Genomic DNA, 17,060 nt, shown 5'->3' on the forward strand with positions numbered 1-17,060 from the left:
GCGGCATTATGGCTGACGTTGCCGTTCGGCTGGCGTGCTGCACGGAGGGGATGGTCAGGAGGGATGCCTTTCATCGGGGCGTAATGCCAGGGCTGCCTACGGGCATGTCGGATTTACAGGTTGACGGATGAGGACGAGGCTGATATCTTTTAATAGTAAATATTACGATTAACGACGATGGAATTCTCCCTCGCGATTCGTAATGGTCCGTAACCTGTCGCCGAAGTATCGTTTTGGATTCAATTCGTAAAAATTACGCATGAAAGCAGGTATATCCATGAACCTTCCGAACACCGACAAAATTCCGGTAACCGTCCTTAGCGGCTACCTCGGCTCCGGCAAGACGACGCTGCTCAACCATGTGCTGCAAAACCGCGACGGCCTGCGGGTGGCCGTGATCGTCAACGATCTGAGCGAAGTGAATATCGACGCGTCGCTCGTCAAGGAAGGCGGCGGCTTGTCCCGCACCGACGAGAAGCTGGTGGAAATGTCGAACGGCTGCATCTGCTGCACGCTCCGCGAGGACCTGCTTCGGGAGGTGGAGCAGCTCGCGCTGGAGGGACGCTTCGATTACATCCTCATCGAATCGACGGGCGTCGGCGAACCGGTTCCCGTCGCGCAGACCTTCTCCTACGTGGACGAGGAGCAGGGCATCGATTTATCCCGGTTCTGCCGGCTGGACTGCATGGTCACGGTCGTGGACGCGTACCGGTTCTGGCACGACTTCTCCTCCGGCGATTCGCTGCTGGCCCGCAGCCAGGCGGTCGGCGAGGACGATACCCGGGACGTCGTGGATCTGCTGATCGATCAGATCGAATTTTGCGACGTGCTCGTGCTGAACAAATGCGATCTGATGGACGACACGGACCTGGCGGAGCTGGAAGGCGTGCTGCGGAAGCTGCAGCCGCGAGCCAAGCTTCTCCGTGCCAGCCACGGTGCCGTGGATCCGGCGGAAATCCTCCATACGGGGCTGTTCGATTTTGAGGAAGCGAGCGTCTCCGCGGGCTGGATCCGGGAAATGGAGAAACCGCATCATACGCCGGAGACGGAGGAGTACGGCATCGCTTCGTTCGTGTACGAGCGCGTTCGGCCGTTCCATCCCGAGCGGCTGTACCGCTGGATGAGCCGCTGGCCGGAGGAGGTCGTGCGGGCGAAGGGAATGGTGTGGTTGGCTTCGCGCAACGCGATGGGCCAGAGTCTGAGCCAGGCGGGACCGTCCATCCAGTTCGGTCCTTCCGGTTACTGGGTCGCGGCGCTTCCCCAGGCCGAGCAGCGGGGGATCCTCCGGCAGGAGCCGGATATCGCGGCGCAGTGGGACCCCGTCTACGGCGACCGGATCAACAAAATCGTGTTCATCGGCATCGACATGAATCAGGCGGAGATGATCGCGGCGCTGGACAGCTGCCTGCTCACCGAGCCGGAGATGCAGCAGGACTGGAACGGATTCCCGGACCGGCTGCCGAATGCGTCCGCCGAGCAGCTCGGGTAGATCTAGGACATGCCCCCGTGGCACGCATCGTCTTCGGACGGATATCAAGATCGCCTCGTACGGCCATCGGCCGGACGACCGGCGGTCTTTTTTGCGCAGCGATAACGGTCCTGCATTTGCGGATAGCGCGGGCTCGGACGGCACGCGGAGGCGCGGAACGAGCCGCCATGCCGACCGGCCGGGCACCGTTGTCGAGAAAGCCGGCATCGAATCGGATCTTGGAACAGCGCCCCATCATTGGAAAATAAATGCGTTTAAAAAATTGACGAAATTGTGTCTTCGCGATTAGAATAAGGATTAACGTTGAGGTTCTTTGTCGAGTCGAAGTAGAAATGCGTTAACACGGCATCCAAGAAGAAGCGGCTGGATTACGGTTGGGATCGGGGCAAGGCATGCCGATATCCGCAGCTTCCGCATCACTGGACAAACCACGAAATGGGGTAATAAAGTGAAGAAAAAGATGCTGGCTTCCCTGCTTGTTTCCGCGGCGGCGCTTGTAATTGCAAGCGGTTGCGGAGAGAAAAACAACGCTTCCTCCGGTTCGGGCTCGAAGACCTTCTCGATCGCGATCTCGCAGTACGTGGAGCATCCCTCGCTGGATGCAACGCGCGAAGGCTTCCTCGCGGCACTGAAGGACGCGGGCATCGCCGAAGGCGACAACCTCAAGGTCGATATGAACAACGCGCAGGCCGACGCCGGCAACAACTTGTCCATCGCGCAAAAGATCGCGTCCAACGACTACGATCTCGTGCTGGGGATCGCAACCCCGTCCGCGCAGGCCGTCGTGCAGGAAGAGAAAGACAACCCGGTACTGTTCGCGGCCGTTACCGATCCGTTGGCGGCCAAGATCGTCGGCAGCTTGGACAAGCCGGGCGGCAACGTCTCCGGCGCATCCGATACCAATCCCGCGGCGATCACGCAACTGATGGACTTCATCGCCGCCAATTTCCCGAACGTAAAAACAGTCGGCATGGTCATCAACGAGGGAGAGTCGAACGCGGTCATCATGGCCGACCAAGCGGAGAAGGCGCTTGCGGCGCATGACGTCAAGCTCGTCAAAGCGCCCGTAACGGCGACTTCCGAAGTCAAGCAAGCGGCCGAATCGTTGATCGGACGCGCGGACGCGCTCTACATCGCGCTCGATAATACGGTCGTAAGCAGCGTGGATTCCATCATCAAAACGGCGAACGACAACAAAATCCCGTTCTTCTCGAGCGATCGCGATACGGTGGAAGCGGGCGCTTTCGCGACCGTCGGGTTCAAGTACTACGACCATGGTTACCAAGTCGGCCAAATGGCGGTCGATATATTGAAAAACGGCAAGAAGCCGGGCGACATGAAAGTGACGGTCCCGGACAAGCTGGATCTGATTCTCAATCTGAAAGCCGCCGAAGCGCAGGGCATTGCCGTAACGGACGGGATGAAGGGCGAAGTGAAGGACCCGGACAACGATATTATCAAGTAAGGCGCGCGGAGCGGGCGATTCCAGTCGCTCGCTCCGTTTTCATTTCGGGCGAACGCGTTCGAAGCGAGCGATAGGGCTCGCGACGGCGATCGCGGAAGCTTACGCTTAGGAGGCTGATGACGGTGCTGGGATCCATGATAGGAGCGGTCGAGCTCGGCCTGCTATACGCCTTGATGGCGATCGGCGTGTACATCACGTTCCGCATACTCGATTTTCCCGATCTGACCGTTGACGGCAGTTTCACGACAGGCGGCGCCGTCGCGGCGATCATGATTACGCACGGTTCGAGCCCGCTGCTGGCAACGATTTGCGCCTTCCTCTGCGGTCTGGCCGCGGGGGCATGCACGGGTCTCCTTCATACGAAAGGCAAAATCAACGGCCTTCTGGCCGGCATTCTCATGATGATCACGCTCTATTCCATTAACCTGCGCATCATGGGCAAGCCGAATATTTCGCTCTTGAACACGGATACGCTGTTATCGTCCATTGCCGATAACGAATGGGCGTACGTTCCGGTGCTGCTCGCGCTGGCGCTGGCCGTCAAGCTGGCGCTCGATTGGTTCCTGCGCACCGACGCGGGCATGGCGCTTCGGGCAACCGGCGACAACGCGCGCATGATCCGCAGCTTCGGCGCCAACACCGACACGGCCAAGATCATCGGCGTGAGTCTCTCCAACGGCCTCGTCGCCTTGTCCGGCGCGCTGATCGCGCAGGACTCGGGCTTCGCCGATATTTCCGCGGGTGTCGGCACCATCGTCCTGGGGTTGGCGTCCGTCATTATCGGCGAAGCGGTCTTCGGTTCCCGGACCGTGTTCCGAGCCACGCTGGCGGCGCTCCTGGGCGCGATCGTATACCGGATTATTTATTCGCTGGCGCTTCGCGTCGAGCTGCTGGACGCGTCCGATTTGAAAATGATTACCGCCCTTATCGTCGTTGCCGCGCTCGTTGTCCCGACCTTGCGGCGGTCGATGAAGCAGAAGGCGTTGGCGCGCAAGCGCACGCAGGAGCTGTTAGGAGCATCAAGCAGCCGGGGAGGCCGATCGTAATGCTGGACCTTGTTCAGGTATCGAAGCTGTTCAATCCGGGAACGCCGGATGAGAAGATCGCGCTCATGAACATTCGGCTGAAGCTCGAACCCGGCGATTTCGTCACGGTCATCGGCAGCAACGGGGCGGGGAAATCGACGCTGATGAACGTCATCTCCGGCGTGATGAAGCCGGATATCGGCGAGGTGCGCATCGGCGGCCAAGCGATTCATCCGTTGCCGGAGCATGCGCGCAGCCGGTGGATCGGACGGGTATTCCAGGATCCGATGGCGGGCACGGCACCGGCGATGTCGATCGAGGAAAACCTGGCTATGGCGTACGCGCGCGGCAAGAAGCGCGGACTCGGCCGGGGCGTGAACGCGTCTCGGCGCGAGCTGTTCCGCGCACGGCTGCAGCGCCTGGGCATCGGGCTGGAAGCGCGGCTGAAGGCGAAAGTCGGCCTGTTGTCCGGCGGCGAGCGGCAGGCGCTCAGTCTGCTGATGGCGACGTTCACGCAGCCGCAGATCCTGCTGCTGGACGAGCATACGGCTGCGCTTGACCCGGCTCGCGCGGAGCTCATTACGACCTTAACGGAGGAGATCGTCCGCGAGATGAAGCTGACGACGCTGATGGTCACGCATAACATGGAGCAGGCGATCCGTCTAGGCAACCGCTTGATCATGATGGACAAGGGCCGCATCATACTGGACATCCCGGAATCGCGCAAGCGCTCGCTGACCGTCGCGCAGCTGCTAGGCGAATTCGAGCGGATCAGCGGCCAGCGGCTGTCCGACGATCGGATCGTCCTGAGTTGAAACAGGAGAAGGCCATCCGCCTTCTCCTTTTTTAATCAGCACGGGACGGCCGACGGCATCGGGAACGATCGGAGCGATTTCGTCTTACATCCCTTGCGAGTCGGAACGGCGGGCGCTTCCCGCGGTCGGAACCTTCAAGGCGGCCCGCAGGGCCCCGACGCCTGAAGCGAATGAAATCAGGAAGCATCCGGCGGCGGCAAGCGGGAGCGCGGACCACGCAAGAACGGAATGTCCCAGGTACGTCTGCCAACCGATCGCGAGCAAGCCGAGCAGGAACGAGATGCCCGTGATATGGATGAAGGTGCGGGATGTCTTGCCGTTCCGCGACGCGCGGGCCGTCAGCCAGGCGACGATCGGCATGACCTGGAGCGCATGGAAGCCGAGACCGTGCAGCCAAATAATGTTCCCGTCGGTGCCGACGATGCGTCCCTGATTCATCGAGATCCAGATCCCGGCCGAAAACGAGACTACGACGGCGACCATGGCATAACGGATTCCGACGGAGAGCTCGGGATGGAGACGGGATGCTTTCGGACGAAAATACTGACCTGCCAGGAATAAATAGTACAAGACCAGGAACAGGGCAACAAACGTGAAAATATTGCCGACCGCCTCGTCAAACGATGTGCCGCCGTCGACGAATCGCGGATTGACGCCCCGGAAGTTTTGCACGGTTTCCGCGAAGTACGAATAGAGGGCGAGCGCGATATACGACCAGCGAAAGACGGCTCTTGCCTTTGCCCCCATTCTGGAGAACGGGACGATGGCCGCCGTCGACAGCAGGAACAATCCCAGCGCGGCATCGAAAGAGAAGGCATGCGAGACGTCGCCGTCCGGTCCGACCGGTCCCCCGTACAGCATCCACCAAACCCCGCATACCCCTGCCAGCAGGAAACCGAGCAAGCCGGTCAGCACCATCCATTTCTCTCCCGAAAAAAAACCGATCTTCTCCGAAGCATCCTCGTTACGAGCCGATTCAAACCTCGATACGTTTACAACGTTCACTTTGGTTCACTCCTTTGTTTATCGCGTTCCTTGCCTTCTATCGTAGCTCGGAAAATTCTGGAAAAACACATGCGGGAGGCTGAACGCGAATTCGGACATAGGTCGGGGAAAGACCAGGTCCATGATCGGGTCTTATCGGGGCAATGCGCCTGGAAGACTTGAGAATTCGCGATGCTGACGCGGATCCATGCTCATGCGGAAGAGGCGGAGAGGTTCGGAGACGGTCGACGGCGATTTGGAAGCGAGGTCGATTATTCATAACAAAAACAGCGGTAGTCCTGGACGATATTCGTCCTGGACTACCGCTGTTTCGAGTTCGCGTTATCTAAAAGAAAGGCTCAGCCGGGCGGCGCTTGTCTTTACATTGCAGGACAAGGCGAGCAGGCGGCATGCGCATCACATCGGCAGCCGCACCGTAAAGGCGCTGCCTTCGCCAAGCTTGCTCGTCACGGAGACGGAACCGCCATGGGATTCCACGATCGCCTGCGTAATCGCGAGGCCAAGCCCGGAGCCGCCGTACTTGCGCGCGCGCGAGGCATCGCTGCGATAGAACCGCTCGAAGAGATGGGGCAGCTGCGCTTCGTCGATGCCGGGGCCGTTATCGCGCACGGTCAGCTCGGCGAAGGCGCGCGAGCCTTCGCCGATGCCGCGATCCGTCATCAACAGCACCGCGATGGCGCCGGTGCCGGGCTCCGTATGCTGCACGGCGTTCTGGAACAGGTTCAGCAGCACCTGCTTGATCTTGTCGCCGTCGCCATTCACGCGGATGCCGGCGGTCAATTCCAGCGAGACGGCCCGATCGACGGCAAGCAGGCGGAGCTGCGGCTCCATGCCGCGGACGAGCCCGTCCAGGGAGAGCGCCGCCAGCTTGAGCTGCGGCGCGCGGTCGAGCTTCGCGAGCGTGAGCAGGTCCTCGACCAGTTTGTTGATCCGTCGGGATTCGCCGTGCATGCTGCGAAGCGCGGCCTGCAGCTGCTCCGGATTGGATGCCGCCGCTCCGCGCAGCAGCACCTCGAGAAACCCGTGGATCGAGGTGAGCGGCGTACGCAGCTCGTGCGAGGCGTCCGCGATGAAGCGCCGCATCGCCTCCGTCGCTTCCTGCTCGGCGCGGAACGACGCTTCGAGCCGTTCCAGCATGCCGTTGAAGCTCGCGGACAGCCGGTCGATCTCGATCTGGCCCTGATGCTCCGGCAGGCGCTGTTCCAAATTGCCGGCATCGGTGCCTTTGACGGCTTCCGCCATGCGGGACAGCGGCACGAGCGTCCGGCGCAGCACCGGCATGTAGAGCGCCAAGCCGGCGGCGAGCGCGAGCACGGACAAGCTGGCGAAGATGAGGAGCTGCCGCGTCATCACGTCCGTCAGCTGCGACGTCTCCGCGCCCATCTGGAGGAGACCGGCGGGCCGGTCGGGCGGCCCCGCCAGCCGGAAGACGACGATCTGACGGCCGCCCCGGGCATCCGCGAGCAACGAAAACTCGTTGTCCGGCTGCCGGCCTCGATCGGACGACAGCCGCGTGATCATGTCGCGGTATTCCGCCGGGGTCAGCCGCGGCGAAGGCACGCTGTACGCGCCGGACAAATCCGTAAAGGCGCCGTCCGTGCCGACGTAAGCCAAGGACGTTCCCGGCGCGAACAGAAACGGCGCGTTCCTGCTCCCGGGTCCGCCGTCCCCTCCGGGCCCTTTGCCTCCGCCATTGCCCGCTGCGCCGCTATGGCCGCCCCCGGGATTCTGCCCGTTCCCGGCGCCTTCGGCCGGCTGCTCGTCCTGGGTTCCCGGCAGACTGCCTTCGTTGCCGGCATCGACGAACCATCCCATCGGAATCGTCATCAGCTGCGAGCGCAGCGCGTCGGCCTTGCTCCGGTAGAGCGAATCCTTCATGAGCCAATTTTGCATGAAGCCGATCAGGATGAGCAGCGCGGCCATCAGCAGCAGGGTGCGCGCCAGCAACTGTCCGCTGAGCGAGCCGGGAAACAGCCAGCGGACCCGCCTGCGCCTGTTCTCGCGGCCGGGCGACGACGGCGCCGCCGTCATGGCAAATCCACCCGGTAGCCGGCGCCGCGCAGCGTACGGATAAGCCGGTGCTCCTTGTCCCCCAGCTTGTCCCGCAGGGAGCGAATGTACACCTCGACGATGTTCTCCTCGCCTCCGAAATCGTACCCCCACACCTTGTCCAGAATGACCGCTTTGCTTTGCACCATGCCGTGATGCAGCACGAGGTACTTCAGCAGCTCGTATTCCGTGGGCGACAGCTCGAGCAGCCGGTCCTCATGGCGGATCTCGCCTCTGCGGTCATCGATGCTGAACGGCCCCAGCACCACTTCGCCCAGCAGATCGGGAAACTGGTTGCGCAGCCGCGCGCCGATTCGCGCCAGCAGCTCGTCGAAGCTGAACGGCTTCGCCATGTAATCGTCCGCGCCGAGCGTCAGTCCCTTGACCCGGTCGTCGATGTCGTCCTTGGCCGTCAGCATGATGACGGCGACCGCGTTGCCGGCTTCCTTCAGCATGCGGCACACGTGGTAGCCGTCCATGCCCGGCATCATGACGTCCAGCACGGCGACATGCGGGCGAAAATCCATCGCAAGGCCGTACGCGCTCATCCCGTCCGGCGCGGTCCGCACCGTAAATCCTTCGTTCGCGAGCCCCATCTCCAGAAACTGCAGGATATGCGGCTCGTCGTCCGCCAGCAGTATGCGTATTTCCTTGGACGGCTTCATCCGTTCCCGTCGCCTCCGATCGATCGGCATCCGTGCCGCCCCGCCCGCGTTCAGCAAGCCTTCAGCGGGCATTCAGCAAACATTCAGCCGAGGTTCATTTTCAGTTCAGATAGAAAACCCATCATAAGGACATAGCTTCCGGCGGCAGAAGCCCTGCGGGCGGTACGGGTCTCCAATCGCTGTTGTAGACGGATTCCTTGATTGAATAAATCCTCAAGGTTGGAATCCGTCTACAAAGGCGAACGCTGCGCTTTTCCGACTCCTACCGCCCTACGGGCCTTTTCACCGAAGCATGAAGCAACACGAAAAAGCAACACAAGCAGGAATATGGTAACTTCTTTTCCCGACAATGTAAAATGCCGCTTTCGCGGAGCGGCGGGGAGAAGGTCGAACAAGAGGAGTGATTCGTCCCATGAAGGGGTTCAAGCAGGTCAAGATCGATTTTTATTTGGCGGCCGTCGCGGTCGTGTCCGTTTTTTTGAACGGCTATAACATTTGGGAAGACAAGTACGCGAACACCTATTACACGACGGCGGTCGCGAGCATGCTGCAGAGCTTCTCGAATTTTTTCTACGGGTCGCTCGATTCGGCGGGCTCCGTCACGGTGGATAAGCCGCCGCTGACGTTCTGGATTCAGACGGCCTTCGCGTATGTATTCGGCGTGCACGGCTGGAGCGTCATTTTGCCGCAGGCCTTGGCCGGCGTCGGCAGCGTGCTGCTGATTTACTTTATCCTCAAGCCAACCTTCGGCGCGAAGGCGGCGCGGATCGGCCCGCTCGTCCTGGCGTTGACGCCGGTGCTGCCGTCGGTCAGCCGGACGAACAACATCGACAGCATGCTGGTTTTCGCCCTGCTGGTCGGTACATGGCTGCTCTTCAAGGGCATCCGAAATCAACGCACGGCTACGGTCATCGGCGCGTTCGCCATGATCGGCGTCGCGTTCAATATGAAAATGCTTCAAGCGTACATGGTTCTTCCGGCTTTCTACTTGTTCTATATCCTGGCGGCAAAAGCGAACTGGAAACGCAAGACGGCGGTGCTCGCCGGGGCAACGGCGCTGATGTTCGTCATCTCGGTTTCTTGGGCGGTCGTCGTCGATTCGATTCCGGCCGATAAGCGGCCCTATATCGGAAGCAGCGAAACCAATTCCGTCATGAACCTGGCCTTCGGCTATAACGGGGTTTCCCGTTTGACGGGCGATCAAGCGCCGGGCGGCGGAGGCGGACAGGGCGGCCGCCGCGACGACGGCGGAGCCTTCATGCAGCAAAACGGCGGCGCGGCGGCTGGCGCGGACGGGACTGCCGCCGGCACCGATGCAGCGCCAGACGCTGGCGGCGGCCAGGTTTCAAGCGGCAACGGGAACGGAACCGCGCCAAACGACGGCGGCGGTCAGGCAACCGACGGTGCCGCGAACGGTGCCGCGCCGAGCGGAAACGCATCCGGCGACGGCGCAAACGGCAGCCTGACCGCTCCCGGTACCGGCGGTTTCGCCGGAGGCTTCCCGGGTCAAGACGGCGGCCGCGGCGGCTTTCAAGGCGGAGGCGGTCCCGGCGGCGGAGGCGGGAACATGTTCGGCACAGGCAACCCGGGCCCGCTGCGGCTGTTCCAAGCCGGCTTGTCCGGGCAGGCGAGCTGGCTGATTCCGTTCGTCTTGTTCGCCAGCATCGCGCTGCTCGCGGGCTTCCGGTTCAAGAAGTCGTTTACGCAGAAGCACAAAGAAACGCTGTTCTGGCTCGCATGGCTCATCCCGGGCATGATGTTTTTCAGCGTAGCGGGCTTCTTCCATCAGTATTACCTGATTATGCTTGCGGCGCCGATCGCGGCGATCGCGGGAGCGGGCTGGGTGGAATCGTGGAACGCCTGCCGCGGCGGCAAAGGTTGGACCTCTTATCTGCTGCCGGTATCCATTGCGGCGACGGCGGCGCTTCACTGGTATATCATGCAGCGCTTCGACGATACGATCGGCAAAGGCTGGTCCATCGGCGTCGCCGCGGCGGGCGTCCTGACGGCAATGGTGCTGCTTGCGGTCAAGAACGGCGGCGAGCGCAAGCCGGTTCGCATCATCGGTACGGTCAGCCTGTTCGTCATGCTGATCGGCCCTGCCTACTGGTCGCTGACGCCGATTACGTACGGTCAGAGCAGCATGACGCCGATCGTCGGACCGGACGGCGCGTCGAGCGGCTTCGGAGGAGGCAGAGGCGGAGCGCCTGCCGGCGGCTTTAACTTCGGCGGCATGCAGGGGCAGCTCGGCCAGACGGCCGGCGGTCAACGGCCTGACGGACAAAACGCGCAAGACCAGGATGGTCAATCAACGGATGGCCAAGGGCAAAACGGTCCCGGCGCAGCTGGGGCAGGCGGCCAAGACGGCCAAGCAGCCGACGGCACCGTGCCTGCTTTCGGAGGAGGCGGAATGCCATCCGGCGGCGCCATGAACGGCGGCACGATCAACGAGCAAACCCTAACCTATCTGCGGGAGCACAACACGGGCGAGGAGTACCTGTTCGCGACCTTCGACTACAATACGGCCGCGCCGTACATCATCGACGAGGGCGAGAAAGTCGTTACGCTGGGCGGGTTCTCCGGCTCGGACCCCGTCTACTCGGTCGAGAAGCTGCAGAAGCTCGTCGCGAGCGGCAAGCTGAAGTATTTCATGATCTCCGGCGGCGGTGGCGGCGGAAGGGGCGGCAGCTCCGAGCTGACGGCATGGATCGCCGAGCACGGCACGGTCGTTCCGGCAAGCGAATGGCAATCCGATACAGCGACGGAGACGGCGAACGGCGACGGCAGCCAATTCGGCGGCAGGGGCATGAACGGCGGCGCGACGCTTTACGAAGTGTCCCTGGATCAAAATTAAGGAGGGATCGCGATGAGCAGAAAAGTCACGTTCTCCATTATCGTCCCGATGTACAACGAAGAAGCCGTCATTCAGGAAACGTACCGGCGGCTGAAGAAGGTCATGAGCGCCGCGGGGCAGACCTACGAGCTGCTGTTCATTAACGACGGCAGCAAGGACCGGAGCGCGGCCATCATCGAGGAATACGGCTACTGGGACGAGACGGTCAAGTTGATCGATTTCTCCCGCAACTTCGGGCACCAGATCGCGATAACGGCCGGCATGGATTATGCCTCCGGGGACGCGGTCATCATCATCGACGCGGATCTGCAGGATCCGCCGGAGCTCATTCTCGGGATGATCGAGCGGTGGCGCGAAGGCTACGAGGTCGTCTATGCCACGAGAAGCAAGCGCAACGGCGAGAGCCGCTTCAAGAAATGGTCGGCCAGCGCGTTCTACCGCATCCTGCGGGCCTCGACCGATATCGATATCCCCGTGGACACGGGCGATTTTCGCCTCATGGACCGCAAGGTCGTCGACCAGATGAAGCGCCTGCCCGAGAACAACCGGTTCGTCCGCGGGCTCGTCAGCTGGGTCGGATTCCGCCAGTCGTCCATCGTCTACGAACGGGACGAACGGCTGGCCGGGGAGACGAAATACCCGCTGCGCAAAATGATCAAGCTCTGCCTCGACGGCATCACCTCCTTCTCCTACAAGCCGCTGAAGCTGGCGGGTTACATGGGAGCGGCGCTGTCGGGCATCGGTTTCCTGTTCCTGCTGTACGTGGTGTACCTGGCGATCTTCACGCATGCCACGATGAAGGGCTGGCCGTCGCTGATGGGCATCATGCTTATTTTTAACGGGTTTATCTTGATTATGCTCGGCATTCTCGGCGAATACGTCGGACGGATCTACGACGAGACGAAAGGGCGTCCGCTGTACATCGTCCGCGACGTCCGCGGTCTCGCGGCAGGAACGGGAGAGAAGGCAACGCTGCCCAAGACGGGCAGCGGCGGACAGCCGTGAACGGCCGGCTGCTGAAGTTCGCTGCCGTCGGCCTGCTGAATACGGGCGCCGATCTGCTCGCGTTCACGATGTTAACGGCGGCGGGCTGCTCCGTGCTGACGGCGCAAATCATCGCTTACGGCTGCGGGATGCTGAACAGCTACCTGCTGAACCGCAGCTGGACGTTTCGCTCCAATGCGAGCCGTACCCGCGAAATGCCGCGTTTTCTGCTGCTGAATCTGGTCGTGCTCGCTTGCGTGACGTGGCTCCTGGAGCAGCTGCATAACGGAGGAGCGGGGCTGCCGCTTATCCCGAGCAAGCTGCTGGCCACGGGTGCCGGCATGATCGTCAATTACGCGGGGAGCCGATTCTGGGTATTCGGCGCCGGCGATTTCTCATCCAAAGCAAGGAGGAAGACCCGCCATGACCATTCGTAAAGCCGTTATTCCCGCCGCGGGCCTCGGAACCCGGTTCCTGCCCGCGACGAAGGCGCAGCCCAAGGAAATGCTGCCGATCGTCGATAAGCCGGCCATTCAATATATCGTGGAAGAAGCCGTTCAGAGCGGCATCGAAAGCATCATCATCGTCACGGGACGGGGCAAGAAGTCCATCGAGGACCATTTCGACAAGTCGGTCGAGCTGGAGCAGCTGCTCGCGGATAAAGGCAAGCACGCTCAACTGCGGGAAGTGCAGGCGATCAGCGACATGGCGAGCATCCATTTTATTCGGCAGAAGGAGCCGCTCGGCCTCGGGCATGCCATCCTGTGCGCGAAGCAGTTCATCGGCGACGAGCCGTTCGCCGTGCTGCTCGGCGACGACATCATGGTCTCGGAGCCGCCGGCGCTGGCGCAGCTGATCGACGTGCACGCGCGGACGCGGCGGCAGGTCGTCGGCGTCAGGGAAGTCGCCGCCGGCGAGGTCGGCAAATACGGCATCGTCAAGCCCGCGGCGGCGATGACGAACGGCGTTTGCCGGGTGGACGGCCTGGTCGAGAAGCCCGCCGTTCGCGAGGCGCCGTCCAACCTGGCGATCATGGGGCGGTACGTGCTTAAGCCGGAGATCTTCCCCGTGCTGGAACGGCTGGAGCGCGGAGCGGGCGGGGAATACCAACTGACGGACGCGCTGCACGCGATGTGCGCGGAAGAAGAACTGCTCGCCTTGACGCTCGGCGGCAAGCGCTACGATATCGGCGACAAGATCGGCTACATGAAAGCCATCATCGAGGTCGGTCTTCGCCGCGAGGAGCTGCGGGATGTGCTGCTGCCCTACCTTCGCGAGGTGGCGGACGAGCGGCGGGTCATCGGGAGATAGCGGTTTCAAGTTTGGCAGATCGTCCGTGTTTTTCCCCTTATCGTCCAAGATGGCCCAGGGTACCCGGGTGTAAAGTAAAGGTATCCGATACGAGAAGGGGAATGAGTACGCATGCTGAACGCAACCATCGAGCTTAGCGACGAGAAAGTGGCTTTTTACCGGGAAAACGGGTTCGTGCAAATCGATAACGTCCTGTCGCCGGAGGAGCTCGCGGAGCTGCGCGAATACATGGACGAGACGATGAACAATCAGGGCGGGCGCGGAGTTCAGACGGATCAGGCCGGCGGCGCCTATTATAAGGTATTGAATCAGCGGGTGAACACCTGGCGGGATCACGGCGGCATGGCGAGGTTCGTGCTCGGCGAGCGGTTCGCGGATCTGGGCAAGCAGCTGACGGGCTTCGCGGGCATCCGGTTGTTCCACGACCATGCGCTGCTGAAGATGCCGGGCGATTCCAAAGTGACGCCGTGGCACCAGGATCGTCCGTACTGGCCGATGACGGAGATGAAGGAGCAGAACGCCTTCTCGATCTGGATCGCGCTGGACGACGTCGACGAGCACAACGGCTGCATGATGTTCGTGCCGAAATCCCAAAAGATCCGCAACCTCAAGGGCGTGAGCCTGGTGACGCCGGAGGATATCTTCGCGCAGGAGGGCGCCAAGGACCTGGACCGCAATACCGCCGTCATCTGCCGCATGAAAGCGGGCAGCTGCACGTTCCACGACGGGATGACGTTCCACTTCGCGCATGCGAACGCGACGGACAAACCGCGCCGTGCGCTGGCGATCGTCTTCATGGAGGACGGCACGACCTACAGCGGGGACAATCACGTCATCACGGACGGGCTCGGCCTGGAACGGGGCGAGGAACTTGGCGGCGGCCTGATGCCGAAGCTGGCGTAACCCGACGAAAAAGCCGGACGATCATGCGAATGATCGGTCCGGCTTTTGTCGCGTTGGCGGCTGAGATTGGCATCGGTGAGTATCATGAATCGAGCAATAGCGTCTCTGCCGGCCGTCAGCTCGCAGCCCTCCTCCGAAAAACCAGCCTCGCCATCCACGGCTGTCGCTGCTATGCAGCATCGCGGCTCCCCCGCCTACAGCCGTTTCACCATCCGGCGGTAAACGTTGTCGCCGATGCGCAGCATACCGTCTTCTGCGTAGCCGCTGCGCGAATAAATCCCGTACGCCCGCTCGTTGTACGCTTCCACGATAAGCGAGGTACGGTCGAAGCCCAGCTCTCCCGCCCGCCGCTCCGCGGCCGCCATGAGCGCTTTCGCGATGCCTTGTCCGCGATAGTCTTCGGCGACGGCGAGCGCGTCCAAGTAGTACTCGCCGTCCCGCGCTTCCCTGACGATCTCGCGCTCGGCTTCCCCGAAGTCGCGCCGCATCCGTTCCAGGAACGGCTCGTCCAGCCGCTGCGCGTCGTTGCCGGAATAGGCGACGAGCATGCCCGCGACCCGGCCGTCGCGTTCTTCCACGAGAATATGCCTGCGGCTGACCCGATTGCCGGGCTGCTTGTAGAAATCCGTCAGCCGCCTTGCCGCATCGGCGTCGTCCGAGGCGCCGGTGAGCAAATAAGCGATCGGGCCGATCGCCTCCAGCAGCAGCGGAATGACCGCCGGGGCATCGTCGTTCGTTGCGTATCGCGTGCTCATCCTGATCGTCCCTCCATGCGGGCGAGTCCGCAGCAGCAGCTGCCGGACTTGAAAATCGTACCGCTATTATGGCTAAAGCGGCGCGCGCCCATTCGTACGCTGGGTAATATGCCCACGATAACCGAAACGCGGGGCATTGTCGATGCCGATGCGCAATACGCTAATAAGCGGGAACATTATGCCGGCCGGAGGGATGCGCGAATGGATTGGTACGTCAAAGTGCTGCAAAATTACGTCGGCTTCACGGGAAGAGCAAGACGCAAAGAATATTGGATGTACGTGCTCGTCAACTGCATCCTATCGGTCGTGCTGGCCATCGTGGACGGTATCCTCGGGCTCGACCGCGTGCTCGGCGCCTTGTATTCGCTGGCCGTGCTGCTGCCGTCGCTGGCCGTCATGGTTCGCCGTCTCCACGATACGGGCCGTTCGGGCTGGTGGTATTTCATTATCTTGATTCCGTTCGTCGGAGCGATCGTCCTGTTGGTATTCGCGTGCTTGGAGGGCGATTCGGGGCACAATAAGTACGGGCCGGATCCGAAGGACGACTGAATCGGCAGCCGCGCGGGGCGGAAGCAACCGGATTCGAATCATCACGCAAAAAAGACGGAGCGGCCGATCGTGGCGTTCCGTCTTTTTTGCTTATCTGCGAGCGAGGCGAATCAATCGCGCGAAGCCATGTACAGCAGTTCGGCAATTTTCTTCGGATCCGTTTTGAAGTACGTCATATGGTCAGAGTAGCCCTTGATGAGCCTGAACTGGCCGAGGCGGCTCGACATGTGCGGATGCCACCCGAAGCCGTTTCCTTGGGGCAGCACGTTGTCTACCGTCAGGTAGACGTAGCTTTTCGGCGTCGGCAGGCTGTAGAACTTCTTCAGGTCCAGCTTCTCGAAGAGCGGGCCGGCCGGTTCCGGCTTGACACCGGCATAGATTTGCTGCGCCGTCTCCAAGGTAGCCAGATTGACGAAAGCGTCGCGGAAGAACGGAAAGGGCAGCATGATCGTGTTGTTGCCCGACTGCTTCGTCAGATCGGCGAAAAAAGCCGCGGCCTCGGGCGGGAGTTCGTCGCTCAGGCTGCCGCCGTCCTTCGCGACGAAGCCGTCGATGAAGACGATCCGTTTCAACCGGTCCGGCACGAGCTCGGCGGCCTTCTGCACGACGGACCCTCCGAAGCTGTGGCCGACGAGCACGACGTCGTGCAGGTCATGCGTGCGTATATAGTCCGCCACGGCTTGCGACATCATGGCATGGGTCGCGGTCGTATTGGCGAAGTCCGCGCCATGGCCGGGATATTCGGGCGCGTATACGGTATGGCCCTGCTTGCGCAGCTCGGCGGCGACGCCGTCCCAAAAGCTGGCGTCGGCCCAAGCGCCGTGAACGAGCACGAAGGTAAGCGGCTGTTCTTTCTTGCGGTTCGCTTCGAGGCTATTATGCATCGCCCATTGCTGCGCCGGAGAGACGTAATAGAACGTCGGAGGATTGGCGCCGCCGTAGGAGCCATAATGGCCGTATGGGACTGGACCGTACGGACCGGACGAATAGTAATTCATGGTGTCGATGTTCCTTTCCTGATCGAATGCTTTACTATACGCCCAGATGCGAAGGGGTGTTACCCCGCCCGGCCGATATTGTTGCCCGAGTTTCGGGCTTTTCGCGCGTTCGGACAAGCGCCGGGAACGCGGCGCCGGCCCGGTTCCGCGGCCGTTCGAACAGGCTTTCGTCCATTGCCTCCATACGTCACGA

15 protein-coding genes are annotated in these 17,060 nt (G+C 61.8%); 10 read left to right on the forward strand and 5 right to left on the reverse strand.

Annotated elements, in window-relative coordinates; all coding sequences use genetic code 11:
* The first annotated feature begins 277 nt into the window (after positions 1–277).
* The 4 genes from AC50YL_RS26000 (at position 278) to AC50YL_RS26015 (ending at position 4,794) form a co-directional block, all read left to right on the forward strand.
* Positions 278–1,489: a GTP-binding protein gene (locus AC50YL_RS26000; RefSeq protein ID WP_494835802.1), complete on the forward strand. Its 1,212-nt coding sequence runs from the start codon at positions 278–280 to the stop codon at positions 1,487–1,489.
* Positions 1,490–1,949: 460 nt separating this feature from the next.
* Positions 1,950–2,954, forward strand: a complete 1,005-nt coding sequence (locus tag AC50YL_RS26005) for an ABC transporter substrate-binding protein (RefSeq protein ID WP_494836023.1) — start codon at positions 1,950–1,952, stop codon at positions 2,952–2,954.
* A gap of 116 nt (positions 2,955–3,070) precedes the next feature.
* Positions 3,071–4,000: an ABC transporter permease gene (locus AC50YL_RS26010; protein WP_494835804.1), complete on the forward strand. Its 930-nt coding sequence runs from the start codon at positions 3,071–3,073 to the stop codon at positions 3,998–4,000.
* Positions 4,000–4,794, forward strand: a complete 795-nt coding sequence (locus tag AC50YL_RS26015; RefSeq protein WP_494835806.1) for an ABC transporter ATP-binding protein — start codon at positions 4,000–4,002, stop codon at positions 4,792–4,794. Before AC50YL_RS26010 ends, AC50YL_RS26015 begins: the two co-directional genes overlap by 1 nt.
* Before the next feature lie 84 nt (positions 4,795–4,878).
* Here AC50YL_RS26015 and AC50YL_RS26020 read toward each other — a convergent pair whose 3' ends face one another.
* The 3 genes from AC50YL_RS26020 to AC50YL_RS26030 form a co-directional block, all read right to left on the reverse strand.
* Positions 4,879–5,712, reverse strand: a complete 834-nt coding sequence (locus AC50YL_RS26020) for a hypothetical protein (protein ID WP_494836024.1) — start codon at positions 5,710–5,712, stop codon at positions 4,879–4,881.
* Between the two features lie 483 nt (positions 5,713–6,195).
* A complete protein-coding gene (locus tag AC50YL_RS26025) occupies positions 6,196–7,830 on the reverse strand; it encodes a sensor histidine kinase (protein ID WP_494835808.1) in 1,635 nt (544 codons plus the stop codon).
* Positions 7,827–8,513, reverse strand: coding sequence for a response regulator transcription factor (locus tag AC50YL_RS26030; RefSeq protein ID WP_494836025.1), 687 nt, complete (start codon positions 8,511–8,513; stop codon positions 7,827–7,829). Before AC50YL_RS26030 ends, AC50YL_RS26025 begins: the two co-directional genes overlap by 4 nt.
* A gap of 412 nt (positions 8,514–8,925) precedes the next feature.
* On the opposite strand from AC50YL_RS26030, the gene AC50YL_RS26035 reads away from it, so the two are divergent.
* The 5 genes from AC50YL_RS26035 (at position 8,926) to AC50YL_RS26055 (ending at position 14,565) form a co-directional block, all read left to right on the forward strand.
* Positions 8,926–11,367, forward strand: a complete 2,442-nt coding sequence (locus tag AC50YL_RS26035) for an ArnT family glycosyltransferase (protein WP_494835810.1) — start codon at positions 8,926–8,928, stop codon at positions 11,365–11,367.
* 12 nt (positions 11,368–11,379) lie between these two features.
* Complete coding sequence (locus tag AC50YL_RS26040) at positions 11,380–12,372, forward strand: glycosyltransferase family 2 protein (protein ID WP_494835811.1); 993 nt, start codon at positions 11,380–11,382, stop codon at positions 12,370–12,372.
* On the forward strand, positions 12,369–12,788 hold the full coding sequence (locus tag AC50YL_RS26045) for a GtrA family protein (RefSeq protein WP_494835812.1): 420 nt from the start codon (positions 12,369–12,371) through the stop codon (positions 12,786–12,788). The genes AC50YL_RS26040 and AC50YL_RS26045 overlap by 4 nt, the downstream gene beginning before the upstream one ends.
* Positions 12,775–13,662 (forward strand): UTP--glucose-1-phosphate uridylyltransferase GalU, encoded by an 888-nt coding sequence (gene galU / locus AC50YL_RS26050; RefSeq protein WP_494835813.1) that lies wholly within the window; start codon positions 12,775–12,777, stop codon positions 13,660–13,662. The genes AC50YL_RS26045 and galU overlap by 14 nt, the downstream gene beginning before the upstream one ends.
* A gap of 111 nt (positions 13,663–13,773) precedes the next feature.
* Complete coding sequence (locus AC50YL_RS26055; RefSeq protein ID WP_494835815.1) at positions 13,774–14,565, forward strand: phytanoyl-CoA dioxygenase family protein; 792 nt, start codon at positions 13,774–13,776, stop codon at positions 14,563–14,565.
* Positions 14,566–14,759: 194 nt separating this feature from the next.
* Here AC50YL_RS26055 and AC50YL_RS26060 read toward each other — a convergent pair whose 3' ends face one another.
* The gene (locus tag AC50YL_RS26060; protein WP_494835817.1) at positions 14,760–15,320 is read right to left on the reverse strand and encodes a GNAT family N-acetyltransferase; all 561 of its coding nucleotides are present in this window, start codon (positions 15,318–15,320) and stop codon (positions 14,760–14,762) included.
* A gap of 201 nt (positions 15,321–15,521) precedes the next feature.
* Here AC50YL_RS26060 and AC50YL_RS26065 point away from each other — a divergent pair, with 201 nt between their 5' ends.
* The gene (locus AC50YL_RS26065; RefSeq protein ID WP_494835819.1) at positions 15,522–15,869 is read left to right on the forward strand and encodes a DUF805 domain-containing protein; all 348 of its coding nucleotides are present in this window, start codon (positions 15,522–15,524) and stop codon (positions 15,867–15,869) included.
* A 110-nt stretch (positions 15,870–15,979) separates the two neighbouring features.
* Here the strand turns inward: AC50YL_RS26065 and AC50YL_RS26070 are convergent, their stop codons facing one another.
* Positions 15,980–16,867 carry an alpha/beta fold hydrolase gene (locus AC50YL_RS26070; RefSeq protein ID WP_494835820.1) on the reverse strand — a complete coding sequence of 296 codons (888 nt, stop codon included), beginning with the start codon at positions 16,865–16,867 and terminating at the stop codon, positions 15,980–15,982.
* Between the last annotated feature and the right edge of the window lie 193 nt (positions 16,868–17,060).

This window comes from Paenibacillus sp. J22P277, from assembly GCF_059383675.1.

Coding starts and splice junctions, on each gene's coding strand:
- AC50YL_RS26000 (WP_494835802.1), top strand. CDS start 278: ATGAACCTTCCGAACACCGACAAAATTCCGGTAACCGTCCTTAGCGGC.
- AC50YL_RS26040 (WP_494835811.1), top strand. CDS start 11,380: ATGAGCAGAAAAGTCACGTTCTCCATTATCGTCCCGATGTACAACGAA.
- AC50YL_RS26030 (WP_494836025.1), bottom strand. CDS start 8,513: ATGAAGCCGTCCAAGGAAATACGCATACTGCTGGCGGACGACGAGCCG.
- AC50YL_RS26060 (WP_494835817.1), bottom strand. CDS start 15,320: ATGAGCACGCGATACGCAACGAACGACGATGCCCCGGCGGTCATTCCG.
- AC50YL_RS26025 (WP_494835808.1), bottom strand. CDS start 7,830: ATGACGGCGGCGCCGTCGTCGCCCGGCCGCGAGAACAGGCGCAGGCGG.
- AC50YL_RS26070 (WP_494835820.1), bottom strand. CDS start 16,867: ATGAATTACTATTCGTCCGGTCCGTACGGTCCAGTCCCATACGGCCAT.
- AC50YL_RS26005 (WP_494836023.1), top strand. CDS start 1,950: ATGCTGGCTTCCCTGCTTGTTTCCGCGGCGGCGCTTGTAATTGCAAGC.
- AC50YL_RS26015 (WP_494835806.1), top strand. CDS start 4,000: ATGCTGGACCTTGTTCAGGTATCGAAGCTGTTCAATCCGGGAACGCCG.
- galU (WP_494835813.1), top strand. CDS start 12,775: ATGACCATTCGTAAAGCCGTTATTCCCGCCGCGGGCCTCGGAACCCGG.
- AC50YL_RS26055 (WP_494835815.1), top strand. CDS start 13,774: ATGCTGAACGCAACCATCGAGCTTAGCGACGAGAAAGTGGCTTTTTAC.
- AC50YL_RS26065 (WP_494835819.1), top strand. CDS start 15,522: ATGGATTGGTACGTCAAAGTGCTGCAAAATTACGTCGGCTTCACGGGA.
- AC50YL_RS26010 (WP_494835804.1), top strand. CDS start 3,071: ATGACGGTGCTGGGATCCATGATAGGAGCGGTCGAGCTCGGCCTGCTA.
- AC50YL_RS26020 (WP_494836024.1), bottom strand. CDS start 5,712: ATGGTGCTGACCGGCTTGCTCGGTTTCCTGCTGGCAGGGGTATGCGGG.
- AC50YL_RS26035 (WP_494835810.1), top strand. CDS start 8,926: ATGAAGGGGTTCAAGCAGGTCAAGATCGATTTTTATTTGGCGGCCGTC.